We start from the raw sequence: 18,155 nt of genomic DNA on the forward strand, positions 1-18,155 counted from the left end.
AGATGGCGGTGACGGCAGTGCCCAGGAAAGTTCAGGCCGACTTCGGGACCACGTATGTTGGTGACGAACGTATTGACCTGCCGCTGGCGGTTGATGAACCAGGCGAACAGTCCCACCCGGGCTAGTGCGCGGAAAACCGGGCCCAGAAGCGCGTTCGATGCGGCCCGGGGCGCCTCCTTGCGGTGACGGGTGATGCCGGTGATGGTCTTCAAGCGTTCGGACGAGTCGTCGGCGATCGGCAAACTGACCGGGATGACGCCGACCTCGTTGCCCAGCCTTGTCGCATCGGCCGTGCGGCGCGCCGAGGCGGGAACCGATACGACCAGCCGGTCGACGATTTCGCCACGGTCGCGCAGCAGCGACCTCAGAGCGCCACTGACCGCAGCGAGCAGGACATCGTTGACGGTCGCACCGTGCACGTGCGCGACGGTCCGGGCAGCGGCGAGGTCGACGCGGGCGATAGCCAGCATCCTGCGCTCCCCGGTCGGCTGGTTCAGCGAGCATGCGGGAGCCGGAGCGGTGCCGATTGGTCGCAGTTCGGCGGCTGCTGCGTGGAGCCGCCGCAGCGTCCCGGGAAAAGCGGCGATCGCTCGCAGCCAGACTTGGGCGGCGTTGGCGAGCAGCCGCCGCCGCGACGGTGGCGGCCTGGGCGGGCGGCGATGCGGTACCGGCGCCGCGCCGTCAACCAGGCTGGTCAGGACAGCCAATCCGGCGAGGCCGTCCGCCACGACGTGGTGCATCACGACGACCAGTCCGGCCCGGCCATCCGTTAACCCGGTGACCAGCGTCATCGACCACAGTGGCCGATCGGCCGGCAGGCGACGGGTCGCGGCTGCGGTGGCGACCGTGAGCAGGGCTTGCTCATCGCCCGGCGCCGGGCAGTGGACACAATGGACGTGCTGGTGGATGTCGAAGCGCGGGTCGTCGACCCAGATCGGAGATCCGTAACCCAGCGCGGTACGGGCGAGGCGCTGGCGCAGGCGCGGTACGGCGTTGATTCTGCCGGTGATCGCCTTCACCACGGTGGACAGTGCCAACTCGTCTGCGGCATCCAGGATGAGGATGCCGGCGACCTGCATTGGCGCCGGCCCGACATCGCATGCCAGCTGCATGAGATCCTGAGGGCTGAGTCGCTCCACTGTGGCCGGTTCGTCGGCGTTCATGGCCAGTGCAGCCCTTCTGCCGACATCCTCATCCAGAGGGGGCAGCCGAAGCCCGATCCGAGCGCGCCGCAAGCGGGCGCCCGGGCGCAGCACCGGGAAGATTGCGGACCACGGCGACAGGGCAATGCGCGTGATACAACAATTGCTGGCTCACCGAGCCCAGCAGCAACCCGCGGAAGCTTCCGCGTCCACGCGAGCCGACCACGACCAGCCGTGCACCCTGGCTGGCCTCGATCAATGCCTTTCCGGCAGGCCCCACGACGACCTGTGCGCTGGCTTGGAGCTGGGGATACCGGTCCTGCCATCGCGACGTGACCTCGTTGAGATCGGCCTGCTGGACGGCGATCCGCTCCTGCGGGTCGACGCCGGGTGACTCCCAGCGCGCTGGTGGCTTCCAGGCCTGCACCAACCGCAGACTCGCGCCCTGCCCGGCCGCTTGCGCGATGGCGAACTCCACTGCGAGCTCGGCGCGGTCCGAGCCGTCGTAACCCACGACGATCGGGCCGCCGGCCGGTAGCCTGTCTGCTCGCACAACGACGACCGGACAGTGGGCGTGCGCCGAGACAGCGCTGCTGATCGACCCGACCAGTAGATCGGCGAGGCCGCCCTGGCACCATTCGCTCAACACGACCAAGCGCGCCCGCCGAGACTTCTCGACCAGGACGGCGGCGGCGTCACCGCACACGACCTCGCCCGACACCGCTACTTGTGGGTGCGTCTTACCTGCCCGCGCGAGGGCGGCCGCAATCACATTCTGGGCGGCTTCCCGCACGCTGTCGTCAGGCCAGAGCGTCGGAGCCATGGTGATCGAGCCGGTGACTGTCCGCCAGACGAAGGCGTACACCAATGTCACCGGCGCATGGGTACGCGCGCCCTCCTCCAACGCCCATTGGAGGCCCGCCTCGGCGCCCGCAGACCGGTCATAGCCAATGACGATGCCTTGTTTGGTCATGATTGCTCCAAGGTCTCCAGATCGACACCTTCACCATGCGACCGGCGAGCGCGGTGCCGACAGGGTGCTCAGGCCCCTACCGTCGGGACCTTCGTCGTGCTCCGTAGGGATGTGCCCTTCCCGGGAGGCCCTTCGCATTGGCATTTGGATTCCGGACTTCTGGCCCTACAGGCTCTGCGTGACATGGCGCAGGCTCGAACCGGGGTGGTTCCCATGAGGCAGGCGATGAAAGCACTCGTGGTTTACGAGTCGATGTACGGCAACACCCATGCGGTTGCCGATGCCATCGGAGAAGGGCTGGCCTCCCGGTACCAAGTAGAGGTTGTGCCGGTGGCTCGGGCGGCCGGTTCATCGCTGGACCAGGCCGACCTGCTGGTGGTGGGTGGCCCGACACACGCGAGCGGGATGAGTCGTGTCGGCACGCGCGAGGACGCCGTGGCCGGGGCGCACCAGCCGGGCAGCACACTCGTCATGGATCCAGACGCCGGCGGGCCAGGCCTGCGGGACTGGCTGGCCAGCCTGCCGCCGACGTTGCATGCGAGGGCAGCGGCCTTCGACACCCGCATCGACATGCCAGTTCGGCTGACCGGGCGGGCTTCGAAGGGGATCGCAGCGGAGCTGCGCAAGCGCCACATCGAACTGATTGCCGAGCCGGAGAGCTTCTTGGTGACACCACAGATCGCCCTGGCGGCGAGCGAGACGGCGCGGGCACAGCAGTGGGGTCGTACGTTGGCTGCCGCGGCGTGACCTCAGTCGAGAGCCTACAGCCGTAGGTTGTTTTTGGGCGCCGGCCAGCGCGGCAAACAGGTGCGCGTAGCGGATCAGGTGGACATCGCCGAGGAAGTGGGTTCGCACGTGACGGTGGGCGGCATCGCCCATCTGTTGGGCCAATTGCGGCTGGTCGAGCAGTGACCGTACGGCAGCGCCGAATGTGTTCAGGTCGGCAGCGTCCGATAGCAGTACCCCGGTGCCGTCGGCTATCTGGTCGCGAATTCCACCCACGGCGGAGCCGACCACAGCCCGTGCCTTCCACATGCCTTCGGCAACGGTGAGCCCGAACCCTTCGGCCAGGCTCTTCTGCGCGATCACGGTGGCATGCCGCTGGAGGGCGTTGACCATCGCGGCGTTCTCGTCCACGTCGTGTAGGGGAAGCGTCACCAGCGCGACGCGGGCGCGAACGGCGGCCGGCGGGCTCTGCCGCCGGGCCAGGCACCCCGCGTAAACGGTGGCCCTCTCGGGGTTCGGCGATCGCCGACAAGGGCGGCAAGAGCTCCTTCTACGCGGTCGACTACGCCGCTCGTACGGCCAGCGAGCTGGGCGCGGACATGGTGAAGGTGAACTTCCCCAACCCCGCCAAGCGTGCCGACGCCGTACGACGCCGCGTTCTCCAGCCAGGAGGCCATCAACGCGGTCGTCCGTTCCGCGAACCGCAGCCTGCTGCTCGTCTCCGGCGGTGAGAAGGCCGGCGACGAGGCGATGCTGGAGAAGGCACGGCAGTCCATGGAGGCCGGCGCGACCGGGTTGATCTTCGGACGCAACGGGGCCGAAGGTCCCGCCTGCGGCGTGCGATTCGGCCCTGTCCAGGTACCCGCCGGCTGCGCGAGCTTGGGATCGAGAGGTAAGGAGGCGCTCATGAAGGCATTGGTGTACGGCGGCCCGGGTGAGAAATCCTGGACCCAGGTCCCCGACCCGACGATCATCGACCCGCGCGACGCCATCATCCAGGTGGACACGGTTACCATCTGCGGCACCGACCTGCATATCCTGGCCGGCGACGTTCCGGCGGTCCAGGCCGGGCGGGTGCTTGGCCACGAGGCGGTGGGCACCGTCGTCGACGTCGGCTCCGGCGTGAGCGGGGTGAGCCGCGGCGACCGGGTGCTGGCCTCATGCATCTCCGCGTGCGGAGTGTGCCGCTACTGCCGGACCGGTAGCTACGGGCAATGCCGCAGCGGCGGCGGGTGGGTGCTCGGCCACCTCGTCGACGGGGTGCAGGCGCAGTACGCCCGGCTGCCATTCGCGGATCTGTCCACGTACCGGCTGCCGGCCAACGTCACGGACGAGGCCGCGGTCATGCTGGCCGACATCCTGCCCACCTCCTACGAGGTGGGGGTACTCAACGGCCAGGTGCGCCCGGGTGACACGGTGGTCGTGGTCGGAGTCGGGCCGATCGGCCTGGCGGCGATCCTCACCGCCCGGCTGTACTCGCCCTCGCACATCATCGCGATCGACAAGGCGGAGAGCCGGCTGCAGGCCGCCAAGCACTTCGGCGCCGACGTCGCGGTGAAGCCGGACGACGACCCCATGGAGGTGATCTCGGCGCTCACGGACGGGCTCGGTGCCGACGTCGTCATGGAGGCGGTCGGCACGCCGGCGGCCTTCGAACTGTGCACCACGCTGGTACGCCCCGGTGGCCACGTGGCGAACATCGGAGTACACGGCAAGCCCGCCACACTGCACCTGGAAGACCTCTGGATCCGCAACGTCACGATCACGACCGGCCTGGTCGACACGTACTCGACGCCCAACCTGCTCAAGATGCTAGGCGCGGGCCAGTTCGACGTCGGCCACATGATCACACACCGGTTCGGTCTCGACGAGTTCATGGCGGCGTACGACGTGTTCGCCAAGCCGGCGGAGACCGGTGCGTTGAAGGTGGTCCTGTCTCGGCAGTAGAGGTACAGGGCTGGGCTGGGCGGTCACGCCGCACGCGCGGCGTGACCGCCGTCGTACAGGGCATCCCTCGATCACCGATTGGGGTTATGCTGAGGCGACTTGACGCGTGTGTTCGAGGTGTGCCGGGAAGTCTGGTCGGCAGAAGGAGCACAGTGCCGCGCTGAACGCGGTCACGCCTGTCACCACATTGTTGCTTCGCATCGTGCCGTGATGCGCGATGCCCGCTGTCTGGACCTTCTCACCTTCCCTCGCGCTCAGAGGAGTCTTACGTGCACGCTGACAATGGGGCGGCGATCGAGATCGCTGGCCTGACCAAGTCGTACGGCCGGGCCAAGGCGCTGGACGGGCTCGACCTGACCGTGACATCCGGTCAGGTGCACGGCTTCCTGGGCCCGAACGGGAGCGGCAAGACCACGACGATCCGGGTCTTGCTGGGGCTGCTGCGTGCCGACGCCGGCGCCGTGCGGATGCTCGGCGGCGATCCATGGCGCGACGCCGTCGCCCTGCACCGGCGGCTGGCGTACGTGCCCGGTGACGTCAACCTCTGGCCAAACATCACCGGCGGCGAGGTGATCGACCTGCTCGGCCGGATGCGTGGCGGCCTGGACCGTCGCCGCCGCGACGAGTTGCTGGAGCGGTTCGACCTCGACCCTCGCAAGAAGTCACGCACCTACTCCAAGGGCAACCGGCAGAAGGTCGCCTTGGTCGCCGCGCTGGCCTCGGACGCGGAACTTCTGCTGCTGGACGAGCCGACCTCGGGCCTGGACCCGTTGATGGAGGCGCAGTTTCAGCAGTGCGTCCAGCAGGTCAAGCGGGAGGGGCGCACGGTGCTGCTGTCCAGCCACATTCTGGCCGAGGTGGAGGCGCTGTGCGACCGGGTCAGCATCATCCGGTTGGGCCGCACGGTGGAAAGCGGCACGCTCACCGAGCTTCGCCACCTGACCCGCACATCCATCGCGGTCGAGACCGCCCAACGCCTGGACGGCATGGACGGGCTGCCGGGGGTGCACGACCTGGTCCTGGAGGATCACCACGCCCGATTCGATGTGGAGACCGCCCAACTGGACGCCGTGATGCGCCGGCTGGCGCCGCTCGGTGTGCGGAGCCTGACCAGTACGCCGCCGACGCTGGAGGAGCTGTTCCTGCGGCACTACGGCGACGAGCAGGCGGTGGCGCGATGAACGGTGCGGGTCACCTGCTGCGGTTCATGCTGCGCCGCGAGCGGTTCGGGCTGCCGTGGTGGCTGCTGGGCGCCACGGTGCTGGTGCTGGTGCAGTCGACGCAGAGCCAGAACCTGTACGACACGCCCGAAGATCTCGCGAAGCTGCGCGAGAGCCTAGGCGGCAACACCGCTGTCGTGGCGATGAGCGGGCCGACCCGCCTGCTGGAGAGCATCGGCGGCGAGGTGCTGTTCGAGATCTTCGCGTTCGTGTCCATTGTGGTCGCGTTGATGAACATGTTCCTGGTCGGCCGGCACACCCGCGCCGACGAGGAGTCCGGCCGCGCGGAGCTGGTGCGCTCGGCCCGGGTCGGTCGCCGCGCCACGCTCACCGCCGCCCTGACTCTGGCCGGGCTGGCGAACCTGGCCGTCGGTGTACTGGTGTTCGCGGTGACGGTCGGGACAGGCCTTCCGGTTGCCGGATCAGTCCTGTTTGGAGCGGCGCTCGCGGGCGTCGGTTGCGTGTTCGCCGCGGCTACCGCGGTGGCGGTGCAGGTGTTCGAGAACGCCCGCGCCGCATACGGAGCGGTGGCGCTCGTCCTCGGCGCGGCATACGTGCTGCGCGCCGCCGGCGACGTCGGGGACGGCACGCTGTCCTGGCTGTCGCCTATCGGTTGGGGGCAGCGCACCTTCGCCTACGTCGACAACCGGTGGTGGCCGCTGCTGGTCATGGCAGCCGCGATCGGCGCCGCGGTCGCTGTGGCGATGGCGATGCTGGGCCGCCGCGACTTCGGTGCCGGACTGGTACGGCCGCGGCTGGGCCGGGCGACCGCGTCCGCCGCGCTGGGTTCGCCTTTGGGCCTGGCCTGGCGGCTTCAGCGGGGGTCGTTGATCGGGTGGGCAGCCGGGCTGTTCCTGCTCGGCGCCGCCTACGGCTCGATCGGCGACAGCATCGAGCAGTATGTGGCCGACAATCCCGAGGTCGCCGAGTTCCTGCCCGGTGGCGCCGCGGACATTGTCGACGGCTACCTGGGGCTCACCGCGATGACGCTGGCCTTGATTGGTACCGCGTTCGGGGTCATCGCCGCCCTGCGGGCCCGTGGGGAGGAGACGTCCGGGCGGGCCGAGCCGGTCCTGGCCACCGCGACCAGCCGCGCGGCGTGGCTGGCCAGCCACCTGGTCGTGGCGGCCGCCGGCAGCGCGCTGGTACTTGCCGCCGCCGGGTTCGGCGAGGGACTGGCGTACGGGCTCACGGTCTCCGACGCCGGCCAGGCGCCTCGCATGGTCGGTGTCGCACTCGGCTACCTGCCGTCCGTGCTGCTGGTGACCGCGGTCGCCGTCCTGGCCATCGGCTGGCTGCCCCGCGCCGCCACCGCGTTGGCCTGGACGATGGTCGGGTACTGCGCCGTGGTCGCGTTGTTCGCCGACTCGTTCGAGATACCCGGTTGGCTGCAGCGCGGCTCACCCTTCGCGCACACCCCGCAAGCGCCGCTGGAGGCCCTGACCGCGACGCCGCTGGTCATTCTCGCCGTCCTCGCCGCGGCGCTGGCAGCGGGCGGATACGCCGGTCTGCGGCGTCGAGACCTGGGCTACTGAATCGCTTGGATGAGACCCCGACGACAGGCCCGTCGGCCATATTTGGTCATCGTCAACGGACCGAGCCCAGATACGGAGGCGTGTGGCGCGAGATGCGCCTGGACGCGGACGACCTCTACGAGTCGGTGGAGCGCATCATCAGCGCCGCCGACTTCATCGAGAAGACAGAAGGCGCCCAACTGCTGTTCATCTGACCTCGACGGTCACATCTACGACGGCGTCAGCCGGTGGTGGTACACGTCGGGGATGCCATCGTGGTCAGCGTCGAGGCTCTCAGCGGCGTGGACGCGCCGATACACGCGGTTGCGTATCCGCAGCACGACACTGGCCAGCAGAGCGGCGATCAGAGACCCGGTCAGTACCGCGACCTTGACGTGTTCCTCGCGGGGATTGCCGGTGCCGAAGGCCAACTCACCGATGAGCAGCGAGACGGTGAATCCGACGCCGCCGAGCATCGCCAGCCCGATGACGTCGGCCCAGCCTAGGCCCTCATCAAGCGTGGCACGGGTAAACCGTGCCACCAGCCAGGTCGCCGTGGTGATGCCGATCATCTTCCCGACGATCAGACCGGCCATGATGCCGACCGCCACCGGATCGGTCAACGATGCCCCGAGCCCGCCGAGCCCGCCGAGAGTCACCCCGGCGGACAGTAGCGCGAACACCGGTACCGCGAACCCAGCAGACAAGGGCCGAAACCGGTGCTCGAAGTGCTCCGCCAACCCACGGCCTGCCTCCGGTCCGCCGGCCTTCTCGCTGCGTACCACCGGCACGGTAAAGGCCAACAGCACACCCGCGACGGTGGCGTGCACCCCCGACTCGTGCATCAGCACCCATGTCGCCGCCGCCAACGGCAGCAACAACCACCAGGAGCGGACCCTGCGCTGCACCAGCACACCAAACACCGCCAGCGGAACCAGCGCCCCCAACAGCGGCAGCACCGACAGTTCAGCGGTATAGAACACGGCGATTATCGCAATGGCAAGCAGGTCGTCGACGACGGCCAGAGTGAGTAGGAAGGTGCGCAGCGCCGCGGGCAGATGCCGGCCGACGACCGCCAGCACCGCCAAGGCGAACGCGATGTCGGTCGCGGTCGGGATCGCCCAGCCGCGCAGGGCGCCGTCGCCAGTGTCCAGATTGACCAAGGTGTAGATCAGCGCCGGAACGACGACGCCGCCCACCGCCGCGGCCACCGGAACCGCGGCGCGGCGCGGGTCGCGCAGATCCCCGGCGACGAACTCTCGCTTGAGTTCCAAGCCGGCGACGAAGAAGAAAATAGCCAGCAGGCCGTCGGCGGCCCACATCCCTATGCTCAGATCGAGGTGCCAGGCCGCCGGTCCGATCCTCCAGTCGCGGAGCGCCTCGTACGCCGGCGCCCACGGCGAGTTCGCCCACAACAACGCTACCGTCGCCGCGGCCAGCAGCAGCACCCCGCCGATGGTCTCCTTCCGCAACACTTCCGCGATGCGACGCGTCTCCAGCCACGAACCACGCGAGAACAGCGACGTTCGGGAACCTTTGATCACTACGGCGCTCACTTTCGGGGTCGGGCCAGCCGCTGCCGACCAGACTTCCCGGCGCACCTGACCTAACCCTAGCCCAGGACGATGTTTTCCCTGCTTACCCACATGCAGCGCTTGTTGCGAGCCTTTGCAGCACATGGACCCAGCCAACACCCTGGGCGTGCCGTCGATGTCTCAAACCGTCCCGCCCGACTTGGCAGTGATCCACACTCCCGGCCACACCCCGAGCACACCATCTGCCGGAGCTGCTGCGCGGGGTCTACTACGACGGCTGGCAGCCGCATCGTGTCCCGGTCAAGTACGGCCTGGAGGGTTATGTGGCCCGCTTCGCGCGGGAGGCGCGCATCCCGGCGGACGAGGTACTCCCGGCGGCCGCCATCGTCACGAAAGTACACGCCGAACGCCTTTCGCCGGGACAACTCGCGCGCGGCCGGCGCCGCAGGACCTGGGCCCATGAACGTTGCGCTCGCGCTTTGATGATCGCGCGGACGGTCAGGGGCCAACGGCCATAGGGCACGGGACTGAATGCCCTGAACTCGGGCCCTCCTCCAGGCGTGCAATAGGACTTGGAACCCAGACGGCGCGAGGAGGGTCAAGTGCGACACGTGGAGGCGCTCGCGAGAGCCCATCACTACCAGGAACTGGCGTGGCGAAGCCCGGAAGACGTTCACTTTTGGCTCGCCCGTTCTCTCTACTATGGACGGATGGCGCGCGGCCGCGTCACCGCACTGTCGCTGTCGCCCGCGGTGAATGGCCGGCGAGACGAGCTGTTCGCTCAGCCCGACTCTTGATGCCGAGCAGCATCCTGCGTTCCATGAGCAGGCTGCCGGGCTCCACGACCAGCAGGTTCATCACCCGGCGGGGCGGCGACGCGCCCGGCGTGGCGATCAGGTTGCGGCTGATCAGCCGGGTGGTGCCGTCGCCCGCCGGGTACAGGGCGAACGTCCACACCCAGTCGACGTTGTCCGCCCGCAGGCACAGCACATGCTCGGGTTCCAGGATCGCCACCATCATGGCGGGCCCGTTCGCCCCGACCGGCAGCACGTCGCCGGCCTTGAGGTCCTGGAACTCTGGCAGGATCTCGTCTGCGCTGTGCATGTTCAGCCCGAGCAGGTTCTCGATCCAGTCGTACGTGTAGGCGCCGCCCCGGCCACTGCCCATCTGCACCAGCCACGGCCAGATGGCATCCGGTGGGGCATCGATCGTGATGGCGCGCGTGGAGACCAGCTCCGGCCCGCGGAGCAGGTCGTCGCCTGGCAGCGAGCGCGCGGCCTCCTCCGGTGTCGCTCCCCAGCGCAGGCAGCGCCGGCGCAGCAGCAACGGGTACGCGGCCGCGAGCGCGACCGCACTCCCAGCGACGGCCAACGGGTAGGTGATCCGGCGGTTCATGGCGGGCTTCCTCCTGTCTGGAGCACCTCCGCCAATGGTCGGCGGGGTGTGGCGGGGACCGGCCCGCCGTAGCCCATCCGGAGGATGGTTTGGGCGTACCGGCCGGCGCTCTGGTCGGTAACCAGGCGACGCAGACCGGGGATCTCCAGCGCCTGGTTCAGCGGTGAGGCGTCCAGCCGGCGGGCGGTCGCGGTCAGCAGCACGCGCTGCAAGGCCTCGCCGGCGCGCAACCAGTGGTATGGGGTGTCGCCGCGGGTGGCCAGGATCATGAGGGCGGGATGCCGTTCGAACGTCGCCTGATGGACGGGTGGACAGAACTCGCGCAGCGGCAGCCTGTACGCCAGGTCGGTCGGCCCGCACACGTCCGCCGGTACCCCGTCGCGCCGGTCGGGCGCGGTGCTGGTCCACGCCGCCAGCTCCGCCTGGTAGTCGGTGCGCGCCCGGAACCGGTCGTCGGCGGTTCTGGTGACGGCGAGGATGGCGTCCCGGACGACCGGCTCGGCGTGGTTCAACGTCGCGCCTTCCGCGGTAGCCGCCCCGATGAGCTCATCGAGGACCGGCCACGGGATGGCGGCGGGTTGGAACGGGAACCGGTTGGTGTGCCGGTGCGGGATGGCGGCCGCGAGGATCTGGGCGGTGCTGGCCGCGACTGTCGTGGGCCCGGCCGAGACCCGAGCGACCAGATCGGGGCGTGCCGGGTCGGGCAGCAGCCGCTGCACCGGCATGCGTCCGTGGACGAACAGGGCCAGGCGAAGGTTGAAAACCGCCGCGCCGACGCTCATCAGCAGCTGGCGACCGGAGGGATCCAACACGGATAGTTGGCGACTGCGGTCGGCGTACACGTCGATGTCTCGACCATGTGCTTCGAACCGCCACGGCTGGGTGTTGTGGATCGACGGCGCCTGGACGGCGGCGTGCACGCATTCGGCGATGACGTCGACCGACGGCGCGGTGATCGTGTGAGTGCGGGCGCGCATGGTCAAGCGTCCAGGCTCACGCGTTCGTGGGTCGCCTCCTCCAGGTCGCCCGAGGCGGCGACCAGCAGGCGGTGGCCAAGGTCGGACAACGCCCGCGCGACCGCGATCTCGTCGCCGATCTCAGGGATGTTCGGGGTGTCCAGGCGGGCCCGGGTCTGGCCGGTCCCGATCAGGTTGTCGCGGATCTCGTCGTAGAGCTGGGCCTCCGCATAGGTGCGGCGGTCGACCTCGCCAATGAGAATCTCCACGTTCCAGCGCTTCATGGCGGGCATCGCGGACCTCCCTCGCTTTCTACCAGCGTGGCCGGCTACGGGTAGGTCGGCTCGGCGAACGTGACGACGACGAAGATGTCGGGGTCCTCGACCGGGAATCCGGCGTACCGGTCCGTGTAGACGCGCTTGGCATCGGACCAGCCGGGCTGGCCAAGGACGACGGTTCGACCGTGTCCGCGGTGCCAGCCGCGGTGCAGCAGGACATCGATCGGGTACCCGTGCTTCAACACGCGCCACCATTGGGTGGCGCCGCCAGCGGTCACCAGCGCGACGATCTCGTTGCCGGCCCAGGCGTAGATGACGGGGACGCTGACCCGGCGGCCGGTGGCGGGGTCGGGGAAACGCAGCTCACACACTCTTGCGTCGATCGCGGCGTGCAGTAGCGGTGTCCGCAGGAGCATGTGGATCAGCGGTCCGAAGTGGTGCAGCTCGCGGGGATGGCGTAGCCGCTGCCGTGGTGCCCTCGTGCGTGTGGCGGCCAACTCGTAGCTGGGCAGTGACATCTGTCTCTTCTCCTTCCGGCCCGCCGGATCACCGGGCACCGTGCCGCACGACGGCGATCGGGCACGCGGCCCGCGCCAGCACGGCCCGGGTCACCGGACCCAGCAGATGCGGGGTGTGCGCGCCATGCTGGTTGGCGGCCAGCACGATCAGGTCCGCGTGCTGGCTCGCCGCCAGCAGCGTTTCGGCGGGGTTGACGTCGTAGAGCGGGGTTCGCATGACTGAGACAGCCGGATACTTCTCGACCCAGCCGCCGAGCGTCTCGGCCAGCAGCCGGTCGGCGGTGGCGTGCGCCTCAGTCAGGTGGTATTCGAATGGGTCGACGTCGCCTATCGCGGTCTGGGGGATGCCCGACCAGACGTGAATGGCGTCCAGGGGTATGCCGCGCAGCTCCGCCTCCTCGAACGCGAAGGCGATCGCCGGCTCGTCGTACGGGGTGACCGCCACGCCGAGCAGCACCCGGCCGCACGGTTCGCCGGCCGGCTGGACCGGGACCACTATCGTCGGGCACCAGGCGTGCGCCGCCACCTGCTCGTACCGTCCGGCGTCCGGGGCGGGAGGCCGACCGACCACCACCAAACGGGCGGAGCGGGATTCCTCCAGGATGATCTCGCCCAGGTCGGCGCGTGTCGTCAGGCCCATCAGCACCAGCCCTGGAAGGGTCCGCCGGACCTTAGCCGCGACTTCGGGCAGCGGCCCGCCGACGGCACCGACCAGCAGCAACGGGCACCCGCGCGTCTTGGCTTCGCGCGCCGCGAACGGCACGGCGGCCGACGCTTCGTCGAGTCCATCCAGGCCCACGACGACACGGTGCCGGGGCATCTGCGTCATGGCGCACCTCCTCACCCGTAGCGTCCGTCCGACCGCTGCGTACCGGCAGTGCCAGACGCCCCGCGTCGCCGGGCCGGAGTGCCCTGTGCGCCGCCGCCCAAGCGCTACACGGTGGGAGGTATGACGTCGGTCGCCGCGGTGGAGCCGGAGACGACGGCCGTGCCGGTGCAGGCGGTACCGGCCGCTGACGTGTACGTGGTGCTGGCGTCCGCCCCGGCCGGTCTGAGCGCCGGGCAAGTGGCGGCCCGCCGGACGACCGCCGGTTTCAACGAGCTGCCCGCCCCGGGGCGGCGGCGGCTCTGGCGGCGCCTCGCGCGCCAGTTCACCGACCTGTTCGCGATCGTGCTGATCGTCGCCGCTGGCATCACGTTCCTCGCGTACCTGCTGCAGAGTCCGCGCGAGGTCGGCACGCTCCAACTGGCGGTGGCCATCATCTGCGTGGTTCTGCTCAACGCGGTCATCGGCTTCGCGCAGGAGTACTCAGCGGAGCGCACCGCGCAGGCGCTGCAGGCGATGGTGCCGCACACCTGCCGGGTGATGCGCGACGGCGAGCGTCAGGAGGTTCCGGTCCGCGATCTGGTGCCAGGTGACGTGGTGGTGCTGGAGGCGGGTGACGCGGTACCGGCGGACCTGCGGCTGGTGGAGGCGCGCGACTTCGCCGTCGACAACGCGGCCCTGACCGGTGAGAGCGAACCGGTACACCGGTCCAGCGAGCCGGCGCCCGCGAGCATACCCGCGCTGCAGGCCCGCAACCGGATCTTCATGGGCACATCCGTTGCGTCCGGCGTTGGCCGGGGCTTGGTCGTCGCGACCGGTGTGGAAACCGAGTTCGGGCGGATTTTCCGTCTGGCGGCGGCCGCGCCCCAGCCAACGACACCGTTGCAGCGGCAGATCGCCGCGATGGCGCGCTGGGTGTCCCTGGTCGCCCTGACCGTCGGCGCGGCCATGTTCCTGATGAGGCTGCCCACCGGCCAGCCTTTCGTGGCGTCGTTCGTCTTCGCGCTGGGTGTGATGGTGGCTCTGGTGCCGGAAGGGCTGCCCGCCACGCTGTCGGTCTCGCTGGCCATCGGGGTGCGCCGGATGGCGCGCCGGCACGCGCTGGTCAAGCGGCTGCTCGCGGTGGAGGCGCTGGGCTCGACAACAGTGATCTGCACGGACAAGACCGGCACGCTCACGAAGGCGGAGATGACCGTCACCCAGGTCTGGGCGGCGGGCCGCGCGCATCCGGTCTCCGGTGTCGGGTACGGGCCGGAGGGCGAGGTGACTGATCCGGTACCGGTGCGGGCGCTGCTGTCGGCGGCGGCGCTGTGCGGCAACGCGCGCCTGGTGGCGGCGGCCGGCGGAGGCCGGCGCGTGCTGGGTGACGCCACCGAGGGCGCCCTGCTGGTGGTGGCCGGCAAGGCCGGCGTGGACCTGGCGGCGGAGGAGGCGGCCGCGCCGCGGGTGGCCGAGTTCCCGTTCGACCCGACACGCAAGCTGATGACGACCGTGCACCGGGCCGGAGGCCACACCGCCTGTTACGTCAAGGGCGCTCCCGGCGCGGTGCTGCGCGGCTGCGTGGACGTGGATTGGGACGGACGGTCCCGTCCGCTCGACGCGGGCCTGCGCGCCGAGGTCATCGCCGCCGGTGACGCCCTCGCCGCTGGTGGGCTGCGGGTCCTCGCCGTCGCGCGGCGCGTCGTGGCGGGCGCCCGTCCGTCCCAGGAGGAGGCCGAGTCGGGGTTGACGCTGCTCGGGTTCGTCGGCATGGCCGATCCGCCGCGGCCGGAGGTGGCCGAGGCGGTCCGGATGTGCCGACGCGCCGGCATCCGCATCATCATGGTCAGCGGGGATCACCCGTTGACCGCCGAGGCGGTGGCCCGGCGAGTGGGCATCGTGAGGCGGGGCAACCCGGTTGTCGTCACCGGCGACCGGCTCGACGACACCGACGACCCCGGCCTGGAGGTCCTGCTGTCCACATCGGACGAGTTGCTCTTCTGCCGGGTCAGCCCGGAGCACAAGATGCGCGTGGTCGCCGCCCTGCAGCGCCGCGGCGAGATCGTCGCCGTGACCGGCGACGGCGCCAACGACGCACCCGCGCTCAAGCACGCCGACATCGGCGTGGCGATGGGTGCCTCCGGCACCGACGTGGCCCGCGAGGCGTCGGTCATGGTGCTGCTGGACGACTCGTTCGCCTCGATCGCCGCCGCCGTCAAGCTGGGGCGGTCCGTTTACCACAACATCCGCAAGTTCCTCGTGTACGTGTTCAGCAGCAACGTCGGTGAGCTGGTGCCGCTGCTTGCCGCCACGTTCGCCGGCTTTCCGCTGGTGCCGCTGCTCGCCGTGCAGGTACTCGCCATCGACCTGGGCTCCGACGTGCTGCCCGCGCTCGCGCTCGGCGCCGAGCCGCCGGAGCCGGACGTCATGGACCGCCCGCCCCGGCCGCGCCGGGAACGCCTGATGTCGCTGGCGGTCGCCCGCCGCATCCTCTTTCTCGGCGGCATCCAGGCGGCCGGCGTCACCGCGGCGTTCTTCTGGCATGTGCACAGTTCGGGCATCGCGTACGCCGACCTGACCGCTGACCATCCCGTGTACCGCGAAGCCCTCACCATCACCCAGGCGGGCATCGTGGTCAGCCAGTTCTTCGTGTCGCTCGCGATGCGGACTGACCGGCAAAGCCTGTTCACCGTTGGTCTGTTCGGCAACCCGGCGCTGCTCGCCGCCGGCGCTCTGGGGCTGGCGTTCATGGCCGGCGTCAGCTACCTGGAGCCGCTCCAGGACATCTTCCACACTGCCCCGCTGGACGCCGCCGACTGGGCTGTCGCCGCCGGATGTGGCGTACTGCTGCTCGCCATGGAGGAGGGCCGCAAGTGGGTGCTGCGACACCGCCGTCCGGAGAGGAGGACGTCATGAAGGTCATCATCGTGGGCTGCGGGCGGGTCGGTTCCACCCTCGCGGCCCAGCTGTGCGCCGGCGGCCACGAGGTCTGCGTCGTCGACCGCGAGCCGCGGTCCCGCCGCTTGATCCCCGCCGGCTTCACCGGCCAGTTCCACGCCGGCAACGGGTACAGCCGCGATGTGCTTGCCGCCGCCGGCATCATGCATGCCGACGCCTTCGTCGCGGTCACCTCCGGCGACAACAGCAACATCGTGGCCGCCCGGGTCGCCCGGGAGTTCTACCGGGTACCGGCGGTCATCGCGCGGATCTACGACCCGCGGCGGGCGGAAATCTACCGCGACCTCGGTATCCCCACGGTGGCCAGCGTGCGGTGGACGGTGGAGCGCATCCACCAGATGCTGGCGCATCGCGACCTCGCCGCCGAGCAGACCTTCGGCAGTGGCGAGACGTTGCTGGTGCGAGGCGTCCCGCCGACGTGGCTGACCGGCCGGCCGCTGGCCGAGTTGGAGGTCGACGGGGAGGTGCGCGTCGTCGAGGTGACCCGCGGCGGCCGGTCCCGCATCCCGACGCTGGCGACGCCGGCCCAATCGGGCGACCTGGTCACCTTCGCCGTCGCCAGCCGGGCACTGAGCCGGTTGCGAGCGGTCCTGGACAGGGAGTTGGGGACATGAAGGCGCTCATCGCCGGCGCTGGCCGGCTCGGTACGCAGATCGCCGCGGCGCTCGCCGCCAGCGGCTACGAGGTCGTGCTCGTAGAGCAGGACGATGAGCAACTCGCCGCGCTGGCCGCCCGCCCAGTAGGGCGTGTGATGCCGGGCGACGCGTGCGAGCCGACGATTCTGGAGCAGGCCGGGGTCCGCACCGCGGACCTGTTGGTCGCCGCTACCGGCGACGACGAGGACAACCTGGTGATCAGCCTGCTCGCCAAGCGGCAGTTCGCCGTGCCGCGGGTGGCCGCCCGCGTCAACGACCCGGACAACGGATGGCTGTTCGACCAGTGGTGGGGGGTCGACATCGCGGTACCGGCGGCGGCGCCGCTCATCTCACTGATCGAGGAGGCCGGTGGCGTAACGGACACGGTGTCGCTGCTGACGCTCGGCAAGGCGAAGGTGACGCTGATCGAAACCGCTATCACGGAACGCTCGCGCACGGCGGGACACCGCCTCGCGGACGTCGAGCTGCCGCCGGGCACCGTCGTGGCAACGGTCGTCCGCGACGGTACGCCGATGGTGCCGGCCGCGGACACGGCGCTTCAGGCGGGCGACGAGCTGCTCGTGGTGTCCACCGCCGCCGACGAGAACGACATCCACGGGCTGTTCCAATGAACCGCGTGGCTATGACGGGTGTGCGGTCTTCAGGATCACGTGCAGCGTGCCGCCGTCCTGCCAGGTGGAGACCTGGAAAGGCACCTTCGTGCGGATACCGACCGCGAACGTCGTGTGCGCCTCGAAGGTGCCCGCGAACTTCACCTGCCGCAGGCTCTGCCACTGGTTCGACTCGAACAGCACCTGCCCGACCCGCCATGGCTCGCGCCACGGGTGGTGCTCGGAGGTGGAGTAGTCGGGCGCACGGATGGTCACCTGCAGCGCGGCGCCGCCGTTGACCGGTACCGGCTTGTCAGAGGCGTCCGCCCGCACCACCGGGACGTACCGGACGACGTAGCCGACCGGACCGTACCCGTTGATGTCAAACGTGAGCTGGTCAAAGCACTGGTCGTCGTGCCGGCCGGCGCGCACGTTGTAGAGCGGGTCCTGGATCGGCGCGTCGGGCCCGCCACTACGCGTGCCGGTGCCCCACTGGCGTGCGGCGAGGCAGCGGTCCGGCGTGGTCGTGCGGGGCGCCGCCGAGGCGGTCGGCGCGGCCGGCCCAGTCGTGGCCCGGCCACCGCTCGCGGTGACAATCGGGGTCGGTGCCTTGCTCGGGGCACCTGGCGTCCCGCCAGTGCCGTTCGGGCCGCAGGCCGTCGCGGTGAGCGCCGCGAGCAGCGCCACCGAGGCGACCCGCCGGGATGTGGCGCGCATCGTTACTCACCCCGACCCGGTGTCAGGTTCGAACGCGGGCGCCAGCAGCCCGATCGCGTTGCCCTCGGGGTCCGCGAACAGCGCGAATGCCCCGACGCCGGGGACAGGTGTCGGGGCGACGAGCTGCGCATGATCACACCGCCGACGCCTTCGCCGGTGCTGATGGGACTGTACTTGGGATCGCGCCGGTCGATCTCCCAGTGGATCACTGGATGTGCCATGGCT

Annotated in this window: 18 protein-coding genes and 2 pseudogenes; 10 read left to right on the forward strand and 10 right to left on the reverse strand. The window is 70.1% G+C overall.

What is annotated here, in order from left to right; genetic code table 11:
• Positions 1-1,163, reverse strand: a 1,163-nt coding sequence (locus QMG73_RS24945; protein WP_281899550.1) for a wax ester/triacylglycerol synthase domain-containing protein, incomplete at its 3' end; no start/stop codon positions are given.
• 28 nt (positions 1,164-1,191) lie between these two features.
• Entirely contained in the window at positions 1,192-2,115 is a 924-nt protein-coding gene (locus QMG73_RS24950) for a universal stress protein (RefSeq protein ID WP_281899552.1), read from the reverse strand.
• A gap of 213 nt (positions 2,116-2,328) precedes the next feature.
• Between QMG73_RS24950 and QMG73_RS24955 the strand changes: the two genes are divergently transcribed.
• Complete coding sequence (locus QMG73_RS24955) at positions 2,329-2,862, forward strand: flavodoxin family protein (protein WP_281899553.1); 534 nt, start codon at positions 2,329-2,331, stop codon at positions 2,860-2,862.
• Between the two features lie 27 nt (positions 2,863-2,889).
• Positions 2,890-3,027, forward strand: coding sequence for a hypothetical protein (locus tag QMG73_RS24960; protein ID WP_281899554.1), 138 nt, complete (start codon positions 2,890-2,892; stop codon positions 3,025-3,027).
• Positions 3,028-3,036: 9 nt separating this feature from the next.
• On the opposite strand, the pseudogene QMG73_RS46425 reads toward QMG73_RS24960, so the two are convergent.
• Positions 3,037-3,234, reverse strand: a pseudogene (locus tag QMG73_RS46425) (glycosyltransferase); the annotation flags it as partial.
• 240 nt (positions 3,235-3,474) lie between these two features.
• On the opposite strand from QMG73_RS46425, the gene QMG73_RS24965 reads away from it, so the two are divergent.
• The 4 genes and pseudogenes from QMG73_RS24965 to QMG73_RS46605 all read left to right on the forward strand — a co-directional run.
• Positions 3,475-4,788, forward strand: coding sequence for a zinc-dependent alcohol dehydrogenase family protein (locus tag QMG73_RS24965; protein WP_281899555.1), 1,314 nt, complete (start codon positions 3,475-3,477; stop codon positions 4,786-4,788).
• A 269-nt stretch (positions 4,789-5,057) separates the two neighbouring features.
• Positions 5,058-5,969, forward strand: coding sequence for an ABC transporter ATP-binding protein (locus tag QMG73_RS24970; protein ID WP_281899556.1), 912 nt, complete (start codon positions 5,058-5,060; stop codon positions 5,967-5,969).
• Entirely contained in the window at positions 5,966-7,543 is a 1,578-nt protein-coding gene (locus tag QMG73_RS24975) for an ABC transporter permease (protein ID WP_281899558.1), read from the forward strand. Before QMG73_RS24970 ends, QMG73_RS24975 begins: the two co-directional genes overlap by 4 nt.
• Positions 7,544-7,635: 92 nt before the next feature.
• Positions 7,636-7,737: pseudogene (locus tag QMG73_RS46605) on the forward strand (DsrE/DsrF/DrsH-like family protein); the annotation flags it as partial.
• A 15-nt stretch (positions 7,738-7,752) separates the two neighbouring features.
• Here QMG73_RS46605 and nhaA read toward each other — a convergent pair.
• Positions 7,753-9,201 (reverse strand): Na+/H+ antiporter NhaA, encoded by a 1,449-nt coding sequence (gene nhaA, locus QMG73_RS24980; protein ID WP_281899559.1) that lies wholly within the window; start codon positions 9,199-9,201, stop codon positions 7,753-7,755.
• 98 nt (positions 9,202-9,299) lie between these two features.
• On the opposite strand from nhaA, the gene QMG73_RS46430 reads away from it, so the two are divergent.
• The gene (locus QMG73_RS46430; RefSeq protein WP_407676855.1) at positions 9,300-9,575 is read left to right on the forward strand and encodes a DUF2267 domain-containing protein; all 276 of its coding nucleotides are present in this window, start codon (positions 9,300-9,302) and stop codon (positions 9,573-9,575) included.
• A 208-nt stretch (positions 9,576-9,783) separates the two neighbouring features.
• Here the strand turns inward: QMG73_RS46430 and QMG73_RS24985 are convergent, their stop codons facing one another.
• From QMG73_RS24985 to QMG73_RS25005, 5 genes are read right to left on the reverse strand one after another with little or no spacing between them, the layout of a single operon-like run.
• Complete coding sequence (locus QMG73_RS24985; RefSeq protein WP_281899560.1) at positions 9,784-10,452, reverse strand: SRPBCC family protein; 669 nt, start codon at positions 10,450-10,452, stop codon at positions 9,784-9,786.
• Positions 10,449-11,429, reverse strand: coding sequence for an Acg family FMN-binding oxidoreductase (locus QMG73_RS24990; RefSeq protein WP_281899690.1), 981 nt, complete (start codon positions 11,427-11,429; stop codon positions 10,449-10,451). Before QMG73_RS24990 ends, QMG73_RS24985 begins: the two co-directional genes overlap by 4 nt.
• Before the next feature lie 2 nt (positions 11,430-11,431).
• Positions 11,432-11,701 carry a dsRBD fold-containing protein gene (locus tag QMG73_RS24995; protein ID WP_281899561.1) on the reverse strand — a complete coding sequence of 90 codons (270 nt, stop codon included), beginning with the start codon at positions 11,699-11,701 and terminating at the stop codon, positions 11,432-11,434.
• Positions 11,702-11,736: 35 nt separating this feature from the next.
• A complete protein-coding gene (locus QMG73_RS25000; RefSeq protein ID WP_281899563.1) occupies positions 11,737-12,204 on the reverse strand; it encodes a hypothetical protein in 468 nt (155 codons plus the stop codon).
• Between the two features lie 28 nt (positions 12,205-12,232).
• The gene (locus tag QMG73_RS25005; RefSeq protein WP_281899564.1) at positions 12,233-13,033 is read right to left on the reverse strand and encodes a universal stress protein; all 801 of its coding nucleotides are present in this window, start codon (positions 13,031-13,033) and stop codon (positions 12,233-12,235) included.
• A gap of 120 nt (positions 13,034-13,153) precedes the next feature.
• On the opposite strand from QMG73_RS25005, the gene QMG73_RS25010 reads away from it, so the two are divergent.
• Genes QMG73_RS25010 through QMG73_RS25020 form a run of 3 tightly spaced genes read left to right on the forward strand, consistent with a single transcriptional unit; the run spans position 13,154 to position 17,234 of the window.
• Positions 13,154-15,925 carry a cation-translocating P-type ATPase gene (locus QMG73_RS25010; protein ID WP_281899566.1) on the forward strand — a complete coding sequence of 924 codons (2,772 nt, stop codon included), beginning with the start codon at positions 13,154-13,156 and terminating at the stop codon, positions 15,923-15,925.
• Complete coding sequence (locus tag QMG73_RS25015) at positions 15,922-16,581, forward strand: potassium channel family protein (RefSeq protein ID WP_281899567.1); 660 nt, start codon at positions 15,922-15,924, stop codon at positions 16,579-16,581. The genes QMG73_RS25010 and QMG73_RS25015 overlap by 4 nt, the downstream gene beginning before the upstream one ends.
• Entirely contained in the window at positions 16,578-17,234 is a 657-nt protein-coding gene (locus tag QMG73_RS25020; RefSeq protein ID WP_281899568.1) for a potassium channel family protein, read from the forward strand. The genes QMG73_RS25015 and QMG73_RS25020 overlap by 4 nt, the downstream gene beginning before the upstream one ends.
• Positions 17,235-17,243: 9 nt before the next feature.
• Here QMG73_RS25020 and QMG73_RS25025 read toward each other — a convergent pair whose 3' ends face one another.
• Positions 17,244-17,930, reverse strand: a complete 687-nt coding sequence (locus tag QMG73_RS25025; RefSeq protein ID WP_281899570.1) for an AMIN-like domain-containing (lipo)protein — start codon at positions 17,928-17,930, stop codon at positions 17,244-17,246.
• Positions 17,931-18,155 lie beyond the last annotated feature (225 nt).

This window comes from Phytohabitans aurantiacus (assembly GCF_027923225.1).
In the GTDB taxonomy this organism is placed as follows: Bacteria; Actinomycetota; Actinomycetes; order Mycobacteriales; family Micromonosporaceae; genus Phytohabitans; species Phytohabitans aurantiacus.